Genomic DNA, 17,758 nt, shown 5'->3' on the forward strand with positions numbered 1-17,758 from the left:
TAACACCATTAAAGACCTTGATGGGTTTTTCTGTCCACTTAAATGTTCAACTTAAATTTTACAATCTGCCAAAAATTAATAATTATAATGAAATCTAAATCTTTGGAGTAAATATCGCAATGGTTAACAAATTAAAGAAAACAATGTTGGCAACAGCTGCAGGTGTTGCAGCACTTGTTGGCGGTCACGCTGCTGCTTCAGCTGATACAGTGGAAGTTAAGGCAGGCGACACTTTGAGTGGTATTGCTCAAGCAAATAACACAACAACAGATGAATTAGCTAAGACAAACAATATTAGTGAGCAAAACTTGATCATTGCCGGACAAACATTGACAGTTGCTGACACAAAGCCAGCAGCGATTTCAGCTGATGGCACAACTTATACTGTGCAAGCTGGTGATTCATTGTCAAAGGTTGCCGAACACACAGGTGTGAATGTGGCGACACTTAAGGCATTGAACGGTTTGTCAGCAACTGATTTGATCGTGACTGGTCAAACATTGGCATTGAAAGCAGCGCCAGCAGCAACTGCACCAACAGTAACGGCAGCTGAACAAGCGCAAGATTTGACATACATCGCTGCTGCCGACGCTAACAAAGACGGCTTCATGTCACTTGACGAATACAACACATTTAAGGCAAATGGTGGTGATGTGAATCAAACAGCTGCCAAGCCAGCCGAAACAGTGACAGTTCCTGAAAACGTAGCTTACATCGCTGCCGCTGATACAAACAAGGATGGCTTCATGTCAGCTGCTGAATACCAAGCTTATCAAGCTAACGGTGGCGCAGCAGCGGTTGCTGCACAATCACAACAAGCAACAGTTAGTGTCCCTGAAAACGTGACTTACATCGCCGCCGGTGATACAAACAAGGATGGCTTTATGTCAACTGCTGAATACCAAGCTTACCAAGCTAATGGTGGCGCAGCAGCAGCTGCTGCACAACCACAACAAGCAGCGCCAGCAGCAGCTAGTGTGCCTGAGAATGTGACTTACATCGCTGCTGCTGACACAAACAAAGATGGCTTCATGTCAGCTGCTGAATACCAAGCTTATAAGGCTAATGGTGGCGCAACGGCTACACCTGCACAACCAGCTGCCCGTGTTACAAATGTTTCAACACAAGCAGCGGCACCAGTCGCTTCTTCAGCTGTTCAAACGATTTTGAACTCATTGAACGCAAAGCGTGCAGCGCTTGGTTTGGCGCCTGTTCGTTTGGATGCTGGTTTGTCAGCGCGTGCCCAAGCGCGTGCCTATAACGCTGTGAATAATGGCGGATTACCATCAAATCACTTCAGTACAAATGGTGAAGTTGTTGCCATTGGTTGGAGTGCTGGTACCGTGATCAACGCTTGGTACAACGAAACCAACATGATGACAAATGGCACACCAGGACACCAAATGTGGGTTGCTAACGCACGTGCCTCAGCTGTTGGCTTTGGTATTGTGGGTAACACAATTGTCGGTGTATCTGACGCCGGTCAATATTAATACATGACGCATGGCTAATAATTGGCTAGATATCGCACTAACGCAGTTGGGGAAAACATACCAGTCCTCAGGTGCGTTTGTTGCTTTTGTCATGAACACGTCCAACATCAAAGCTGATGGTCAAACGGGTCATTGGTCACAAGACCTGATTGATTTACTTTATGATGTGTATGAACTCAATACTGTTGAAAATACGCGGCCGGGAGATTTGTTGTTTTGGGGGATTCCTGAACAGCCTTATAGTGTTGGCATCTATGTCGGTGGCAGCCATTATGTTGCTGTTGATGAAAATGACGCCCAGGTTAAGATTCAGACGCTGAATCAGAGTTGGTGTCCGACATTTGCTGGCACAGTGCTTTAGATTTGGTTTGAAACCAAAAAGAAATGTAATTGTCACAAAAGACATTTAAAATCCTTTTTTGTGACATGTTTGTATTCTTGATAACGAAGTGAAAAGAATGCACAACATCTACGTTATGCTAATTTGGTACACTTATCATTGTCGAGAAGACCTCAAACAATGATACTTAATCAAGTCTTTAACTTTTAAGGAGTTACCTATATTATGAAAACATCTACTATGCTTAAATCTGCTGTTGCTGCCGGCGCATTTGCTGTTGCTGGTGTGGCAACTGCCAATGCTGATACAATTACTGTTCAAGCTGGTGATACTTTATCAAAGTTAGCGCGTGCCAATGGTACAACTGTTGATGCCTTAGCAAAGGCCAACGGTATTTCAAATCCTAACTTGATTTTTGTTGGGCAACAATTACAAACTGAAGGGACTGCTAACGCTGCAGCGCCAGCCCAACCGGCTGCAACGCAACCTGCAGCTTCAGCCCCAGCATCATCCGCTAATGGGACTTATACAGTGAAGGCTGGCGACACGTTGAACCGTATCGCTGCTGCTAACGGCACATCAGTTGCCGCACTTGCTGCTGCTAACGGGATTCAAAACATTAACTTGATCGCGGTTGGTCAAGTATTGAAGTTGTCTGCTGATACAACTGCCCCAGCAGCAACACCAGCGCCGGCTCAACCAGCTGCGCCAGCCCAACCAGCTGCTTCTGGTAGTGTCCCTGATGACGTGAAGTACATTGCAGCGGCTGATACAAACCGTGATGGCTTTATGACAGCTGCTGAATACTTGGCTTATCAAGCTAATGGTGGCACAACTGCCCCAGCAGCTCCTGCAGCCGCAGCACCACAAGTGACACAAGTTTCAACAGCTGGTAACTCAGCTGCAGCAACGATGTTGAATTCATTGAACGCCTTTCGTGCGTCATTGGGACTACGTCCAGTAACTTTGGATGCTGGTTTGTCAGCGCAAGCACAATCACGTGCTTACAACGCTGTTGCAAATGGTGGCTTGCCAACAAACCACTTCCGCACAAATGGTGAAGTCGTTGCCATTGGCTTTGGTTTCAACCAAGTAATTAGTGCTTGGTATAACGAAACAGGCATGATGACAAATGGTACACCAGGTCACCGTATGTGGGTCACTAACCCACGCGCAACATCAGTTGGTTTTGGTGTTGTTGGTGGCACAATTGTTGCCGTATCTAACGTTGGTCAATACTAATAAAATCCTTAAAGACGCCCTTGCCGGCGTCTTTTTTTTGTATAATAGTAGGTAGAGGATCATAGTCTTATGACATTAGTTTTTACAACACTAACACCAGAAGAATATAACCAATTTGAATTACAGCAACCATTAGGTAGCTATACGCAATCTGTTTTACAATATCACCTTTTGCGTCAACGCCAGCGTGACGCATTTTTGTTGGGTGTTAAAGATGACGACACAATCGTTGCGGCGGCATTAGTCACCACCGAAATGACACGTTTTGGACAGGTCTATCTATTTGATCGTGGGCCATTGATGGACTTTAGTGATCGTGAGTTGCTGGTATTTTTCGCCCGGTCAGTGCGTCATTTTGCTAAAAAGCAAGGGGCGCTCTATATCATTTGGCGTCCGAATGTTACTTATGCCAATACGGATGATAAGGGGCAATTAATTGGTAGTACAAATGATCAATTCTTAACGATGATGACGACTGCGTGCTTCACGCACGAACCATTCCAATTTGGTATGTCAACAACGGGGTCGCCAACTTGGGAATATGTGAAACCATTAGCTGGCTTAGATAATGAACGGGCGATTCGCCAATCTTACACGAAGAACGCGCAATATTATTTAAAGAAAAATCAGCAGTTTGGCATCCAATTGCGCGAACTATCACGGGAAGAGTTACCAGCGTTTAAGCAGTTAACCCAAACGACGGCGGATCGGCTACATTATCACGATAAGGACTTATCGTTTTATGAAGCGATTTATGATAATTATGGTGACGACGCCACTTTTATTTTTGCAGAATTGAACTTTGAACGTTACATAGCAGAAGAAAGCGCCAAGATTGCAGCGTTGGATCAAAAGTTAGCTAAAATTCAAGAAAAAATTGATAAATACCCGCATCAAGATAAGTTTAAGCGCCAATTTGCCGAATTTGATGATCAAAAGCAACATCACATTAAGCGTGTTGAAAAGGCCAACCAACAATTTGCAGCCGCTGGTCAAGCAACGGTTGTTGTTGCTGGGGCACTGTTTATTGCGCAACCACAGGAAATGACTTACTTGTATTCTGGCACGTATGAGGCTTATATGGATTATTATGCGCCGTATCAGATTCAAGATGCGATGATCCAACGGGCAGTGGCACAGGGGATACCGCTTTATAATTTTTATGGTATTTCAGGTCGGTTTGATGGTTCTGATGGTGTGTTAGGCTTTAAAACAGCATTTGCTGGACATGCGCGTCAGTTAGTCGGTGACTTTATTTTACCGGTGAATGGCACAAAATACCGGCTTTATCGGTTATTAAAGCGTTTAACAGGACGCGGTTAAACAGTGCTTTGAGATTAGTCGCGATGACATCATTGGTTTTATCTGTATGAGGAGGCAATTTTATGGAATTGACACATTTTGGACATGCCGCATTACGAATTGTGTCGGATGGCACAACTATCTTAGTGGATCCGTTTATCACGCAAAATCCTTTTTTAAATCACGCTGATGAACTAGTTGAGACACTGGCGGCTGATTTTATTATCGTGACCCATCCGCATGCAGATCATGTCGGCGACACGTTGGCGATTGCACAACGTACAGGGGCCACAATTGTTGTCTTAGCAGATACGCACTATGAGTTTTTGGCGACTAATGATTTACCGGTTATTGCCCCGAATTTTGGCGGTGAGGTGCAACTTACCCCAACCATTAAAGTTAAATTCTACCCAGCCTGGCATGCGGTGACAACTGATGGAAATGCTAGTATGTCGGCAGGATTTGCCTTAACTATTGAAGGCAAATTATTGTATTTTGCAGGTGATACGGGCTTGTATTACGATTTGAAACTGGTGGCATTGCGGCAACCGGTTGATATGGCGTTTTTACCAATTGGTGGCTATTATACAATGACACAAGATGATGCCCTGATTGCAGCGAGTTTCTTAACGGCGGCGCACGTGCTGCCAATCCACTATGATACTTTTCCAAAAATTAAAGCTGATGTGACACGTTTTATTGCTGATTTACCGGATGGTGTTGGCTTCAAACCAGCTATTGGTCAACCCTTTAATTTTTAGTGGTATAATGATTAAATATTTAATTGGGGGCCAGTATGGACAATGAAATCATGAGCCGGTCAGCACGGCGTGAACAACAGCAACAAACACCACAGATGCCAAATGGTGGCGGGCAGCCACCAAAAAAGCCACGCCGTCGCCGTAAATGGTGGCGTTGGGTATTGGGACTGGTGGTGTTACTCGGCATTATTGGTGGGATCGTCTTTGCTATGATTTTGGGTAACGTCCACAAATCAGTGGATAAAATGTATCGTAGTGCTAATGTCACTAAAGCACGTAATGTCACGGATCTCTTGAAAGCGGGAAAGCCGTTTTCAATGCTTGTCTTAGGGACTGATACTGGGGCGTTAAAGCGAGATCGTACGGGCTTAACTGACTCCATGATGATCATTACGGTGAACCCAAAGACGAAAACAACGACGATGATGTCGATTCCACGTGATATCATGGTCGCCATTGCTGGGGCAGAATCAACTTTCCCACAAAAGTTAAACGCAGCCTTTCCAATTGCTGGCGTGGGTGCGACAATCACGACTTTGCAAAACTATCTAAACGTGCCGATTGACTTTTATGTGTTGGTGAACATGGGTGGTTTAGAAAAGTTGATTGATCAAGTTGGCGGTGTTCAAGTGGTCTCCCCATTGACTTTTACTTATACGCCGGAAGCAGATACAACCCCTGAAACCTTTAAATACTTTAAGGGCAAGTCACAGTTTGAATATGCTAAGGACGGTAAAAATTTCAAGTCCTATACGACGATGGATGGTAATGCCGCTTTGTCATTTTCACGGATGCGTTATGATGATCCGCAAGGCGATTATGGTCGCCAGTTACGGCAACGTCTCGTTTTGCAAGCATTACTGAAAAAGTCAGCTAGTGTATCAACGCTGTTGAACGACAAGTTTATGGCCTCAATTGCAACCAACGTTGAAACGGATATGACTTACAATGATCTGATGAATCTGGCCAAGAAATATATGCCGGCAACTAAAAATCAAGTGTCTGAACATATGCAAGGTGTTGGTGACATGTATGCTGGGGTGAGTTACCAAATGGTGCCTGAATCTGAGAAACAACGTGTGACGAATAAATTACGACAATCACTGGACTTACCGGCTAAAAAGACTGGGACGCAGTTTGGAAGTGCGGTACCCGCATCTGATTACTGGATTGCTGAGCGAAATCTTAACGTGATTAACGAAACACTAGATCCGCAATAAACAAAAAACGATTACGTCTGTAATCGTTTTTTTACGTCTTCTAGATATATTGCTGACGTAATAACGATAATGCTTGGTTACAATAAAGGTGTTGAATAAAAGAAATGGAGATGGCTCATGCAGGTAGCAGGGGATACTTTACAACACCACGACGTTCAATTTGGTGAACGAAACAAACGGCACATTTTTCATACGACACCGGCGGAAAAACGGGTGGTGCTCGTTTTGTTAGGTATCGGGGCGTTATCATTAGTAATCGCAACATTTTTTGATAAAAATTTGACGCAAGTGATCATGAATCAAAACTCAATTTTTGGTAATTTGTTCCAAAACTATGCGGATCAAGGGGCACAAGTCGTGACGTTCACTTCTGCTGAAGTGATTGCGTGGTTTATTTGGCGCCGGATCGATGATGTGGTGATTAAGTACATCATGACTGCCGGTATGCTTATCTTGGCATTTAACCAAATGCTAGCGTTATTACAAGATGCGCTAAGTTACACTTTCTCAATGTTAAATAATATTCAAAAAGGTGTCCCAATGGGGATTGCTAACAATACCGCAGCGGTACAAAATTACCCCGAAGCGTTACGTTGGGGGTTGGCAATTATCTTGACCGCGGTATTATCACTGATCTTTGCCAATTGGCTGAACAAAAAGTCAGATGACGATATGAACTATCTGATTGTTGTGGCTATTGTCGGCATTGCAACTGTCTTCATTGTGCAAACAATGATCGGCGAAATGAAAACGTTGTGGGGGCGCTTCCGACCTTACGAAATGACCACCGTTTCTGGGCACGCGTTTAGCGAATTTACGCCTTGGTATCATATGAATGGCGCCAACGGCCATAATTCATTCCCGTCAGGGCATACAATGTCGGGTTGGTTATTCTTATATTTGGCCTTGTTTGTCCCCCGAGAAAACATTTCCGCACAAAAGAAAATGACGATTTTTGGGATTGCGATGGGCATTTTAACTGGCTTGAGCCGCGTGCGAATTGGGGCGCACTGGTTGAGTGATTTGACAGTTTCTAGCATTTTGACCGGTCTATTAATCTTTGCGGCCAGTCGCTTAATCGGGGCACATTTTGTTGAAAACCAGTCAACATTACGTCAGTTATCCTACGAATAAGCAATCAACATTACCCTAACGACAGATCATAAAGGTCTGTCGTTTTTAATATTGTGCCAAACTGTCTTCATAACGAGATTGTAATATGCTTAAATGCCCGTTTGATAGGCTTATTTGTTATACTAGTAAGTAATAAATTATATCTAGGATAGGCACATGAGCTATTTAGCTATTGTTGATCTCGGTAGTAATTCAGCCAGAATGGTTGTGGAAGCACTACACGAAGATGGGACGTATACGGAAATTATCCGTGAAAAACAAGATACGCGCATTGCCCAGGGGATGGGAGCAGAGCAGATTTTAAAAGAAGTTCCCATAGCGCGCACGATTGCGGCACTCAAACATTTTCAATCGGTCTATGCACCGTTTGCGCCAACCGTGATTGCCATTACGACGGCTGCTGTTCGCGTGGCGAAAAATCAAGCTGCGTTCTTAGCGCGCGTTGAACGTGAAACCGGTCTCCAATTTCGCGTATTGACAGGAGAAGAAGAAGCCTACTATGATTATTTGGGTGTGGTGTCAACGTTACCAATCCACGATGCCGTCATATTAGATACAGGTGGCGCTTCAGTTGAACTAATTGGCGTGTCAGCTGGTCAAGACAAAGCGGCCATTAGTTTGCCTTTTGGGGCGGTGACGCTATCAGAAAAGTTTCATTTGGCAAATGACATCGAACAAGCCAATATCACGGCGGCATGTGATGATATCTTATCACAGTATCAGACGTTACCTTGGTTGAAAAAATATGTCGGGCAACCAGTGGTTTTGTTAGGTGGGGCTAATCGCTCACTGGCGCGGATGGGTCAAAAATTGTCGCCTGATCAAGCAACGACGACATTACAAGGGTTTGATATGTCGATTGAGAAAGTACAACAAATCTTTTCCCGCTTACGGCAAATGAGTCGGCCAGAACGGGAACGTATGGCTGGTTTGGAAGTATCACGGGCTGATATTATTGTCAGTGGCCTATTGCCATTGTTAAATTTAATGACGGTGATACAGTCACCACGCGTTATTTTTTCGGAAAGTGGCGTGCGTGAGGGGTTAATTGCAGAAATGATGAAAAATAATGCCTAAAAAATATTACGAATTGACGCCAGATGAACGTTTGGCGTCTTTGAATTTAGATGAACAAGCCATGCAAGCGTGGCGTGATAATCAAAGTGCGACCAATGCACAAATTGTGGAAAACTATATTAGTGATTTTCGTGTGCCGATGGGGGTACTAAAAGATATTATCGTTGCTGATCGACATGTGACGGTGCCAATGGCCACAGAAGAACCGAGTGTGATTGCCGCGGCTAATCACGGCGCCAAGCTACTGAACCAAGGTGGCGGTGTTGCGGTGAGTTTACCAGAGCGAACAGCACTCATTGGCCAATTGTTATTTTCTGGGGTGGCTTATGATGAATTGGCGGCGTTTGTTGCGCGTCAACAAACGGCGTTTTTTACTGTTGCGCAAGAAGCGAAACCCTCTATTTATCGGCGTGGTGGTGGGTTACTATCGGTGACCGCCCGTGCGGTGTCGGCTACAAGTGTGAGTGTTGATTTTACAATTGATACCCGTGATGCCATGGGGGCTAACATTGTCAATACAATTTTAGAAGCTGAGCAAGCGCTATTTGCAGATTTTCAGGCGCAGTTTGTCGGGGCGATCTTATCAAATTACGCTACGGCGCAATGTGTGACGGTGACCGGACGGGTGCCGATTGCTAGTATTGGCGGCCGCACGGTTGCAAAACGGCTCGTGCAACTCAATCAATTCGGTCATCAAGATGTTTACCGCGCCACAACTGAAAATAAAGGTTTATTTAATGGTATCGGGGCGGTGACGCTGGCAACAGGTAATGATTGGCGCGCGGTTGAAGCGGTTGGGCATGCTTTTGCCAGTCAGAACGGACGCTATCAGTCCTTAACGACCTGGACCATTGCTGGGGACTTTTTGGAAGGGCGGTTAACGATGCCGATTTCGGTTGGGACTGTTGGTGGTGCCATTTCGGCAATGCCACAAGCCCAGCGGGCTTTGGCGATTGTGGCACCGCAAACGGCTGATGAGCTACGCGGCATTATTTTGGCCGTTGGGTTGGCTCAAAATTTGGCGGCACTCAAAGCGATTGCGGATGGGGGTATTCAAAAAGGCCACATGAAAATGCACTATCGCGCCCTAGCTTTGCAGGTTGGCGCACGTGACGATGAAATTGCCACTTTGGTTACACAATTACAGGCGGCGGAACAAGTAGATGCAGCCGTCGCAACAAACCTACTAAGGGAGATGAGAAAATGAATCCAAAAATTCAAACATTATTAACGGCGGTCAATGACCTTTATCCAGGGACGGTGATGACGCGTATCGGTGGTCCGGTGACCGATGAACTGCATATTGATCGTGTGTCACAAGAACTATTTGAAGATCGTTTATTGATTGAATTGGCAGAAGGGACCGAAAGCGATTTTCTATTTGGTAATGAATTATTAAAAATGTTACTGACGCTTAATGGTGTAACACCACAACTATTTTTTACGTTGACCTTCCAAGATGATGCATTAGATCAGCAACTCATTCAAATCGCCACACGGATGCACCGTACGGTTGTACATGCCATTACGTATCGTGAATTACAACAAAAAGGGATTTTAACTGACGCGACCCAACGGGCTTATTTGGCTGGTGTGAAGTCAGAATTAACGGTTGAAAACGGCGAATTAGATGATGAAAGTCTCTGGCGCTTGTTGGCTTTGCTAGACGCTCTTGTATTTGCTGACGCGAGTGGGGCAGACTTTTCCGAATTGGCAACACTGTACCCATTGGCGTATACAGCGGCGACCAAGTTGGTCGCACCAATTCTAGCTGCTGACTTAAAGCAACCACGGCACATCCGGCGTCAAATGACAGCGCTATTTGGTGGTGTTGATGAGGTGTTAACAGCTTGGGGTAAGCCAACAGTGAACGCTAAGGAATATGTCACGTTAATGAGTGTCCTATCTGAACGTCAACTATCATTGCCGGTCAGCCAAGTCTTTACGATTTATCATTCAGAAATGATTGATTTCCAAACAAAGAAGTCTGCCTATGTTGGCTTGGGAAAAATCGATTCACAAAATAGCTTTGTTGTGTCAAAGCCAGATGATCAAGATTCAGCGACATTCTTTAAAGCACTTTATCAAATGAAAGTCGGTGACCTCTTTAATAAGCTTGCTTTGCCATACATTCAACGGCGCTAAGGGGTGAGCAAGATGTTGGTCACACCAGAAATTCAAGCACAATTTGATACGGCTAAAAACATTGTTTTCATGACTGGTGCGGGTATTTCCACACCATCGGGGATTCCGGATTATCGCTCAAAAAATGGGTTATACCAAGGTAATACATTACAACCGGAATACTTATTGTCAGCGACTGCGTTTCAAGTGGCACCGGAAATGCAGTATCAATTTATGAAAGAGAATATGTATTTCCCGGATGCTGCCCCGAACGTCATCCATGACAAAATGGCACAGTTTACCCAAAAAGGCCAAGCGCGCATTATCACCCAAAATGTGGATGATTTACATGTGAAAGCCAACACGGTAGCATCACGCTTAATTCGATTTCATGGGTCATTGTATGACATTTATGCGCCAGTTGACCAACAACCGGCAACGGTGGCTGAGTATTTGACAAGTATGCACCGTGCTGATGGGGCGCTACTGCGACCACGGATCACGTTTTATGAAGAAATGCCGTTTGAGGTTGATCAGGCTGTGACGTGGGTCAACCAAGCTGATTTGATTGTGATTGTCGGGACGAGTTTTCAAGTGTATCCCTTTGCTGGGCTATTGCAGTATGCTGCCGCTGGCACACCGATATTAGCCATTAATCTGACACCAATTGAGACATCTTATCCCGTCACGCAAATCATTGGGGATGCCACGACCTTTTTTGATACACTGACAGTATAGCCAACAGTGTTGGCTTTTTTTAATGTCGTGGCGTGGATATAACGCAAAATTTAGGGATCAAAGGCCGTTAATGACGCTTTGTTACACAAATGTAATTATTTAATGAAAGGGCTTACGGTTCCAGTTGTTATAAGTTAGGTTTATCATTTTAGCCAAAGATACATCAAAAAAACGTCGGTGAGCCATGACCGGCGTTTTTATTGTGTTGACGAACAGGGGGAAAAGTGGTATATTTAATATATATTAGGGCGTAAATAGCCGAGTTAGATACCTTTCATAAGCTTTCAACAACTGAGTTGAATGAAACCCTTTATGAAAAATATTTAGCACTTTAATACGCGTTTAGCTCACGGTTAAGCTGCGCCAAAAAAAGTGAATACTAAATGCGTACTTTAGTCGGAATTCGTATGTTTTTGTCCTGAAGAGAAATCCAAAGGAGAAGTAGAATGCAAGATTCAACAAAAGATCAAGCAAACACTAAGAAACATTTCGTCGAATCAACTGAGGAGCAACTCAGTTTAGGCGATGTAAATGGTTCAATCGAAGCCCCAAAGGACGGCTCATTTTGGCGCAAACTTTTAGCCTTTTCGGGGCCAGGTGCGTTAGTTGCCGTTGGGTATATGGATCCCGGTAACTGGGTGACATCTGTTAATGGTGGTGCTCAGTACCACTACGTTTTGTTGTCGATTGTTTTGATTTCCTCACTGATTGCCATGATGTTGCAATATATGGCGGGTAAGTTGGGGATGGTTAAGCAAGAAGACTTGGCACAAGCCACACGTGCTCGCACAAATAAAGCGGGTGGTTATGCGTTATGGGTGATTACGGAATTGGCCTTGATGGCAACTGATATCGCTGAAGTTATTGGTGCGGCCATTGCCTTGCACTTGTTGTTTGGCTGGTCAATGATTGCCTCAGTGCTGACCACGGCCTTTGATGTCCTCCTCTTGTTGTTACTGATGAAATTTGGTTTCCGTAAGATTGAGGCGATTGTCATGACATTGATTTTGACAATCTTATTGATTTTCGCTTATCTTGTGATTTTATCAAAGCCAGATGTTGTGGCGATGTTTGGCGGATATTTGCCACAATTGCAAGCAGTATCAACCCATGGGCCAGCTGGCCTCGATTCACCATTGCTGATGTCACTTGGTATTATTGGTGCGACCGTTATGCCGCATAATTTATACCTCCATTCATCAATTGCCCAAACGCGTAAAATTGATCGTGAAAATCCAGGTGAATTAAAAGAAGCTGTCCGTCTGATGACGTGGGATTCAAACATTCAATTGTCATTAGCCTTTGTGATCAATTCATTGTTGTTGGTATTAGGTGCGGCCTTGTTCTTTGGCCATGCCGATCAAGTGGGAACGTTTGGCGCTATGTATGATGCGTTGGACAATAAGGCCATTGCTGGGGCGGTTGCGTCACCAGTATTGTCAACGTTGTTTGCGGTAGCCTTGCTGGCCTCTGGTCAGAACTCAACAATCACAGGGACGCTAACGGGTGAAATTGTCATGGAAGGCTTTATCCGGTTGCGTATTCCAATGTGGATCCGTCGTGTTATCACGCGTGGCTTAGCATTGATTCCAGTAATTATCTTTACGTTGTTGTATGGTGGTGCCGAAGCTGAGTTAGATCAACTTCTGGTTTATTCACAAGTCTTCTTATCACTTGCCCTACCGTTTGCGATGGCACCGTTGATTTACTTTACGTCATCAAAGAAAATCATGGGCGAGTTTGCTAACCCACGTTGGATGGCCATTTTAGGTTGGATTATCTTTGCTGTCTTGACGATTTTAAACCTTCAGATTATTATTGATTTAGTGACAAAGGTAATGAGTCGTTAATTGTGTGTTAAAAAAGGAGAGACTGTATGAGTGAATTAAACCTAAACATCGAACCAATACAATTTAAGCGCATTTTGGTTGGTGTTGATGAGTCTGAACAAGGGTATGTTGCGTTGGCAAATGCTATTCATCAAGCAAGTGAAGATGATGCGCACTTGATTATTGCCTCAGTACTAGAAATGGATGACCTATCAACCATTGATGCCCTCCACTTAGATGCCATTAAAGAACGTCGTGCGACGATCGAAGCTAATTTAGCCAAGTATGCTGCTTATGCCAAGTCAAAAGGCGCTGAAAACGTTACAACTATCTTTGCGGATGGTGACAAGGCTGGTGAAGTACTGTTGCAAGACGTGGCACCAAAAGTTCAGGCAGACTTGATTATTGTTGGCGCACATTCGCGTGAAGGGTTCTGGGAATCATTAGGTTCTCAAGCCGCTTATATCGCACGTCATGCCAAGATTTCATCAATGGTAGCCCGTAAGTAATATAATAAAAAAATCGCCGATCGGCGATTTTTTTTTACACACGAAACCCCAGTAGCCTAACGCGGCTGCTGGGGTCTTTTTTGAGAGATTTATTTAAGAGAAAAGAATATTTGGGAGAGATTATTCGATGAGAAGTGTGACCCGTACGGGGTTTCGTGCGTTGATGGGACCCATCAACTGGTGCCAAACATGGCAAATACCTACCTTCCTAAACGCGTCGTTGTTTGAGATGACTTGTTTTTGATTGTCTATACTATAACGTCGAGAGATTAAATCAGTATAAAATAGCGTTGTTTTTAACACATGAAATAAATTTCATGTTATAATATATGAAAAATAATTCATATAAAAATTGGGGGATCCTTATGGTTGAAACATTATTAACAGCTTTAACATCATATATTGGGACCACGTCAGATTATTTCGTAGTACTACTCTTACTATTTGCGCAATTCCGTACGCAACCGCAACGACAAGCCATTATGTGGGGTGCTTATCTGGGGAATGCGTTGCTGGTGTTTGTGGCGGTCGCGATTGCGCTCTTGCTAAAGCGCGTGCCGGAAGAATGGGTGCTTGGTTTGTTGGGCTTTGTACCAATTGCAATGGGCTTACAAAAGTTTTTCTCATCAAAGGATGAGGGGGAAGAGGTCGCTGAAAAGTTAGCACGATTAGATAAGCGTAAAATTGTGATGACTGTCATTGGACTCACGGCGGTCACTTGTGGTGCCGATAACTTAGCGCTTTATATTCCTTACTTTACGATGGCTAATTTTGCCTACTTACCAGCTATTTTGGTGATCTTCATCATCGTTTTGACGGTTGTGATTTATTTGGCTAAAAAGTTTACTGATTTTGCGCCAGTTCATCGTCTTATGAACAAGTATGGTGATTGGATTCAATTGATTATTTATGTTTTGTTAGGTAGTTATGTCTTATTTGATGCCGGTACCATCCAGCATTTGCTTAGCCTGTTATAATAGGAGTATGAACAAGAAATCGATTACTGAACTAGAAAAAATTTTTAAAGTCTTAGGCAATCGCCAACGTTTGACCATTTTGGCATTGTTGCAGGAACGCTCGTATACCGTTTTGGAAATTGTGGCACAGCTTGATATGGAACAATCCGCCGTGTCACATCAACTAAAGGTGTTGCGTGAAGCGCAGCTGGTGACAACGCAACGTCAAGGGCGTTTAGTTTTGTATTGCCTGAGTGATTCGCACATTTTGATTTTGTTAGATAACGCGCTCAAGCACGTTGATCACGTATTTCACAACGATCAAGAAAAATCTGAGATTAAATTTGAAAAAAAGGGTTGACGAATTTGTTAATTCTTGGTATTCTTATATAGTTGTTTGATACGAAAAAACAGCATAAGAATACATGCCGTTGTGGCGGAATTGGCAGACGCGCTGGACTCAAAATCCAGTGGTGGCAACACCGTGTGGGTTCGACTCCCACCGACGGCATCCTTAAAAAAGCTATCTCTTAATGAGATAGCTTTTTTGTCGCAATACAGCTCATAAAAAACACGCCAATAAGTTGGCGTGTTGTGATTAATTTTGTAGTTCTAACAGTCGCTTGCGCAAAGCGTCATCGTAAGCAGTCAGGTAAAGGCCGTACTTACCACGCTTGATGAGGACGTTTAAGACATTAGCAATGAAATCTTGGTATTGTGCCGGCGTAAATTGCATATCTTGGCGCTTCTTAAAAATTTCCTTGTGGGAATATTTTTCTGGGATAATGGTCATTTGATCGGTTTTGGGATCATAACCAAAGGATGGGCCAACAATCATGCCGACATAATTCAAATCAAAGCCTTGCAAAGTATAAATTGTGCCAACCTGGGTAATGGATGATTCACGTTTTGCCCAGTGCGTGCGTTGCGGATCCCATTCATCCCAAGGCAAGGAGAAGGTATCCATTTCAACGTTGTGCCGCCCATCAATACGTGGGAAACCAGAAGTGGCGACCACGCGACTTAGGCCAACGGCTTTGTTTTGTGCCTTGATTTTTTCATAGAGTTCGCCAGCCGTAGCAAACACTTCAAATTCAAAATCGCTGTCTTTGGGGAAGGGTGTCAGTGGCTGCTGTGCCGTGAGGCGATCCATCCAGTCCACTTGGGCTTGGCTGGCTACCATACGATACTGGAAATCCATATCGAATTGGCGATAAGGATGTTGGCCAATCGTTTTGCGTAGTAATTCTTGTGACCAATACATTTTAGATTGGAACACTTGGTTGAAATCGTAAACGACGACAACGACTTTGGCTAAATTCATTAAATCAGTCAACTGATTATTGCCGCGGTAATGTGCGTAAGGTTCAGACTTTGAATAGAGTAAATGGGCTTCGTCGACAAAAATCACATCGTATTGGCGGTGATTTTTCTGGGCGTCGTTAATGAGTGCCGTTGGTCGGCGGATCGCTTTAGGATTGAGGCCAGGAAAATCTTTGGCCATATCTTGGTAGGCTTTATACAGCTCAGGATGATTCACAACGAGCGCGGTTTTAAACCGTTTGTCTGTCATGTATTGTTTGACAAGTTGCATGAGGACTACGGATTTACCGGTACCAGCAGCACCTTGGATAACTGCTACGGCATGTTCTTTACCGGCTAAATGTTGCTTAATGTAGGTGTTCATGTCGGCAATGACATGTTTTTGATCATCAGAAAGATTGTCAATGAGAAATTGTTCTTTTAAAATTTTATTCATGATTACGCTCCAATACGCTCTATTATACTATAATTGCCTGATCATCATGAAGTAGCCGGTTAGCATGTGTATAATATAAGATATGAGAGATGAAAAAATGAGTGAAGTGATGACAACGCAGGCAACGATAGACCTGCTCGTGACGGTTGATGATCACTATGTGAAGCCGTTAAAAGTGTTACTATTTTCGATTAAACAAACCAATCCTGGGCAGCACTTTGATGTTTGGTTGTTGCATGCCAATATTACGCCATCAGTCTTGCAGGCGCTGGCGAATTTTGTTGACCAGTTGGGGTTTAACTTGCACGCGATTAAGGTACCGCTTGCCGCGTGGGCCGAAGCACCTACTGCTAAATTCAAACAATATCCACCAGAAATGTATTTCCGGCTGTTGTGCGGGGATTATTTACCGGACACTTTACATCGGGTCATTTATTTAGATCCAGATATTTTAGTGATCAACCCGATCAAACCGTTATTTGACATGCCGCTGGCAGGGCATATGTTGGCGGCCGCCAGTCACATGGGATTGACGGGTATTACGCAAACAATTAATCATGTGCGTCTCGGGACGCGCCAAGCCTATTTTAATTCTGGTGTGATGTTGATGGATTTGGATAAAATGCGCCAACGGGTGCGGTTGCAAGATATTTTTGATGTCATTGCATCGCGCGGTCGGGAACTGATTTTACCCGATCAAGATATCTTAAATTATCTATACGGGGCAGATATTTTGCCAATTCCAGAGGAAGTTTGGAACTATGATACGCGTGACAACATTGTGCATTATGCTAAGAGTTTTGGCGAAGTGGATATGCAGTGGGTGATGAAAAATACAGTCATTCTCCATTTTTGTGGCCGACCAAAGCCGTGGGAGAAGAGTATTATTAATCGCTATGCCGTGCTTTACCAACATTATGAACAGTTATTGGTCAATACACAATTTGAATAATATAAAAAGGCAATCTCATCAGCTAGCGTTTCGACGCACTGGCTGATGATATTGCCTTTTTTGCTGTTTAAGCAGACCATTGATTGGTTTGGAAATCGGTTAAAATACGATCAAATTCTAAGATTTGAGCCGCGTTTGAGAGATGATAGGCCTGATGAAAGTCATCCCACAGTTGTTGGACGCGCGCAGGCACGTGTTCCAGTAAAGTGTCGCCGGTAGCTTGGCTATAAGCGTTACGGCTCCACTCTGCAATAATGTTGTATTCTTGTCCGAGCATAAAATGTCATACCTTTAGTGTAAAAAATTTATTAGATATCTAATA

Annotated in this window: 18 protein-coding genes and 1 tRNA gene; 17 read left to right on the forward strand and 2 right to left on the reverse strand. The window is 43.8% G+C overall.

Annotated features, from left to right (window positions below; genetic code table 11):
• The first annotated feature begins 119 nt into the window (after nucleotides 1–119).
• From IE039_RS01175 to IE039_RS01250, 16 genes are all read left to right on the forward strand, one after another.
• Complete coding sequence (locus IE039_RS01175; protein ID WP_189428584.1) at nucleotides 120–1,493, forward strand: LysM peptidoglycan-binding domain-containing protein; 1,374 nt, start codon at nucleotides 120–122, stop codon at nucleotides 1,491–1,493.
• A gap of 10 nt (nucleotides 1,494–1,503) precedes the next feature.
• Nucleotides 1,504–1,854, forward strand: coding sequence for an NlpC/P60 family protein (locus tag IE039_RS01180; RefSeq protein WP_010005591.1), 351 nt, complete (start codon nucleotides 1,504–1,506; stop codon nucleotides 1,852–1,854).
• 204 nt (nucleotides 1,855–2,058) lie between these two features.
• The gene (locus IE039_RS01185) at nucleotides 2,059–3,075 is read left to right on the forward strand and encodes a LysM peptidoglycan-binding domain-containing protein (RefSeq protein WP_010005590.1); all 1,017 of its coding nucleotides are present in this window, start codon (nucleotides 2,059–2,061) and stop codon (nucleotides 3,073–3,075) included.
• 69 nt (nucleotides 3,076–3,144) lie between these two features.
• Entirely contained in the window at nucleotides 3,145–4,398 is a 1,254-nt protein-coding gene (locus IE039_RS01190; RefSeq protein WP_019041454.1) for an aminoacyltransferase, read from the forward strand.
• A gap of 62 nt (nucleotides 4,399–4,460) precedes the next feature.
• Nucleotides 4,461–5,138, forward strand: a complete 678-nt coding sequence (locus IE039_RS01195) for a metal-dependent hydrolase (protein WP_189428585.1) — start codon at nucleotides 4,461–4,463, stop codon at nucleotides 5,136–5,138.
• A 35-nt stretch (nucleotides 5,139–5,173) separates the two neighbouring features.
• On the forward strand, nucleotides 5,174–6,358 hold the full coding sequence (locus IE039_RS01200; RefSeq protein ID WP_189428586.1) for an LCP family glycopolymer transferase: 1,185 nt from the start codon (nucleotides 5,174–5,176) through the stop codon (nucleotides 6,356–6,358).
• A gap of 117 nt (nucleotides 6,359–6,475) precedes the next feature.
• Nucleotides 6,476–7,492: a phosphatase PAP2 family protein gene (locus IE039_RS01205; protein ID WP_189428587.1), complete on the forward strand. Its 1,017-nt coding sequence runs from the start codon at nucleotides 6,476–6,478 to the stop codon at nucleotides 7,490–7,492.
• Nucleotides 7,493–7,648: 156 nt separating this feature from the next.
• The gene (locus tag IE039_RS01210) at nucleotides 7,649–8,569 is read left to right on the forward strand and encodes a Ppx/GppA phosphatase family protein (protein WP_010003596.1); all 921 of its coding nucleotides are present in this window, start codon (nucleotides 7,649–7,651) and stop codon (nucleotides 8,567–8,569) included.
• Nucleotides 8,562–9,776 (forward strand): hydroxymethylglutaryl-CoA reductase, encoded by a 1,215-nt coding sequence (locus IE039_RS01215; RefSeq protein WP_010003598.1) that lies wholly within the window; start codon nucleotides 8,562–8,564, stop codon nucleotides 9,774–9,776. Before IE039_RS01210 ends, IE039_RS01215 begins: the two co-directional genes overlap by 8 nt.
• Nucleotides 9,773–10,714: a hypothetical protein gene (locus IE039_RS01220; protein WP_010003599.1), complete on the forward strand. Its 942-nt coding sequence runs from the start codon at nucleotides 9,773–9,775 to the stop codon at nucleotides 10,712–10,714. The genes IE039_RS01215 and IE039_RS01220 overlap by 4 nt, the downstream gene beginning before the upstream one ends.
• 12 nt (nucleotides 10,715–10,726) lie before the next feature.
• On the forward strand, nucleotides 10,727–11,431 hold the full coding sequence (locus IE039_RS01225; RefSeq protein ID WP_029510291.1) for an NAD-dependent protein deacylase: 705 nt from the start codon (nucleotides 10,727–10,729) through the stop codon (nucleotides 11,429–11,431).
• Nucleotides 11,432–11,877: 446 nt separating this feature from the next.
• Nucleotides 11,878–13,281 (forward strand): Nramp family divalent metal transporter, encoded by a 1,404-nt coding sequence (locus tag IE039_RS01230; RefSeq protein WP_010003601.1) that lies wholly within the window; start codon nucleotides 11,878–11,880, stop codon nucleotides 13,279–13,281.
• Nucleotides 13,282–13,307: 26 nt separating this feature from the next.
• Nucleotides 13,308–13,769 carry a universal stress protein gene (locus IE039_RS01235; protein WP_009999766.1) on the forward strand — a complete coding sequence of 154 codons (462 nt, stop codon included), beginning with the start codon at nucleotides 13,308–13,310 and terminating at the stop codon, nucleotides 13,767–13,769.
• A gap of 365 nt (nucleotides 13,770–14,134) precedes the next feature.
• Nucleotides 14,135–14,746 (forward strand): cadmium resistance transporter, encoded by a 612-nt coding sequence (locus IE039_RS01240; protein ID WP_048700622.1) that lies wholly within the window; start codon nucleotides 14,135–14,137, stop codon nucleotides 14,744–14,746.
• Nucleotides 14,747–14,753: 7 nt separating this feature from the next.
• Nucleotides 14,754–15,086, forward strand: coding sequence for an ArsR/SmtB family transcription factor (locus IE039_RS01245; RefSeq protein WP_019040865.1), 333 nt, complete (start codon nucleotides 14,754–14,756; stop codon nucleotides 15,084–15,086).
• Nucleotides 15,087–15,152: 66 nt separating this feature from the next.
• Nucleotides 15,153–15,236: transfer RNA gene (locus IE039_RS01250), tRNA-Leu, on the forward strand.
• A gap of 87 nt (nucleotides 15,237–15,323) precedes the next feature.
• Here IE039_RS01250 and IE039_RS01255 read toward each other — a convergent pair.
• On the reverse strand, nucleotides 15,324–16,484 hold the full coding sequence (locus IE039_RS01255) for a DUF2075 domain-containing protein (protein ID WP_189428588.1): 1,161 nt from the start codon (nucleotides 16,482–16,484) through the stop codon (nucleotides 15,324–15,326).
• Nucleotides 16,485–16,566: 82 nt separating this feature from the next.
• On the opposite strand from IE039_RS01255, the gene IE039_RS01260 reads away from it, so the two are divergent.
• Entirely contained in the window at nucleotides 16,567–17,436 is an 870-nt protein-coding gene (locus IE039_RS01260) for a glycosyltransferase family 8 protein (protein ID WP_229782820.1), read from the forward strand.
• Between the two features lie 67 nt (nucleotides 17,437–17,503).
• Here IE039_RS01260 and IE039_RS01265 read toward each other — a convergent pair whose 3' ends face one another.
• A complete protein-coding gene (locus IE039_RS01265) occupies nucleotides 17,504–17,713 on the reverse strand; it encodes a hypothetical protein (protein ID WP_029510285.1) in 210 nt (69 codons plus the stop codon).
• Nucleotides 17,714–17,758 lie beyond the last annotated feature (45 nt).

It is taken from the genome of Leuconostoc lactis KCTC 3528 = DSM 20202 (assembly GCF_014651235.1).
Classification (GTDB): domain Bacteria; phylum Bacillota; class Bacilli; order Lactobacillales; family Lactobacillaceae; genus Leuconostoc; species Leuconostoc lactis.

Bases quoted from the DNA above. Each gene is read 5' to 3' on its own strand.
- IE039_RS01195 (WP_189428585.1), top strand. From the start codon at position 4,461: ATGGAATTGACACATTTTGGACATGCCGCATTACGAATTGTGTCGGAT.
- IE039_RS01235 (WP_009999766.1), top strand. From the start codon at position 13,308: ATGAGTGAATTAAACCTAAACATCGAACCAATACAATTTAAGCGCATT.
- IE039_RS01175 (WP_189428584.1), top strand. From the start codon at position 120: ATGGTTAACAAATTAAAGAAAACAATGTTGGCAACAGCTGCAGGTGTT.
- IE039_RS01210 (WP_010003596.1), top strand. From the start codon at position 7,649: ATGAGCTATTTAGCTATTGTTGATCTCGGTAGTAATTCAGCCAGAATG.
- IE039_RS01190 (WP_019041454.1), top strand. From the start codon at position 3,145: ATGACATTAGTTTTTACAACACTAACACCAGAAGAATATAACCAATTT.
- IE039_RS01200 (WP_189428586.1), top strand. From the start codon at position 5,174: ATGGACAATGAAATCATGAGCCGGTCAGCACGGCGTGAACAACAGCAA.
- IE039_RS01205 (WP_189428587.1), top strand. From the start codon at position 6,476: ATGCAGGTAGCAGGGGATACTTTACAACACCACGACGTTCAATTTGGT.
- IE039_RS01180 (WP_010005591.1), top strand. From the start codon at position 1,504: ATGGCTAATAATTGGCTAGATATCGCACTAACGCAGTTGGGGAAAACA.
- IE039_RS01255 (WP_189428588.1), bottom strand. From the start codon at position 16,484: ATGAATAAAATTTTAAAAGAACAATTTCTCATTGACAATCTTTCTGAT.
- IE039_RS01215 (WP_010003598.1), top strand. From the start codon at position 8,562: ATGCCTAAAAAATATTACGAATTGACGCCAGATGAACGTTTGGCGTCT.
- IE039_RS01240 (WP_048700622.1), top strand. From the start codon at position 14,135: ATGGTTGAAACATTATTAACAGCTTTAACATCATATATTGGGACCACG.
- IE039_RS01230 (WP_010003601.1), top strand. From the start codon at position 11,878: ATGCAAGATTCAACAAAAGATCAAGCAAACACTAAGAAACATTTCGTC.
- IE039_RS01245 (WP_019040865.1), top strand. From the start codon at position 14,754: ATGAACAAGAAATCGATTACTGAACTAGAAAAAATTTTTAAAGTCTTA.
- IE039_RS01225 (WP_029510291.1), top strand. From the start codon at position 10,727: ATGTTGGTCACACCAGAAATTCAAGCACAATTTGATACGGCTAAAAAC.
- IE039_RS01220 (WP_010003599.1), top strand. From the start codon at position 9,773: ATGAATCCAAAAATTCAAACATTATTAACGGCGGTCAATGACCTTTAT.
- IE039_RS01185 (WP_010005590.1), top strand. From the start codon at position 2,059: ATGAAAACATCTACTATGCTTAAATCTGCTGTTGCTGCCGGCGCATTT.
- IE039_RS01260 (WP_229782820.1), top strand. From the start codon at position 16,567: ATGAGAGATGAAAAAATGAGTGAAGTGATGACAACGCAGGCAACGATA.
- IE039_RS01265 (WP_029510285.1), bottom strand. From the start codon at position 17,713: ATGCTCGGACAAGAATACAACATTATTGCAGAGTGGAGCCGTAACGCT.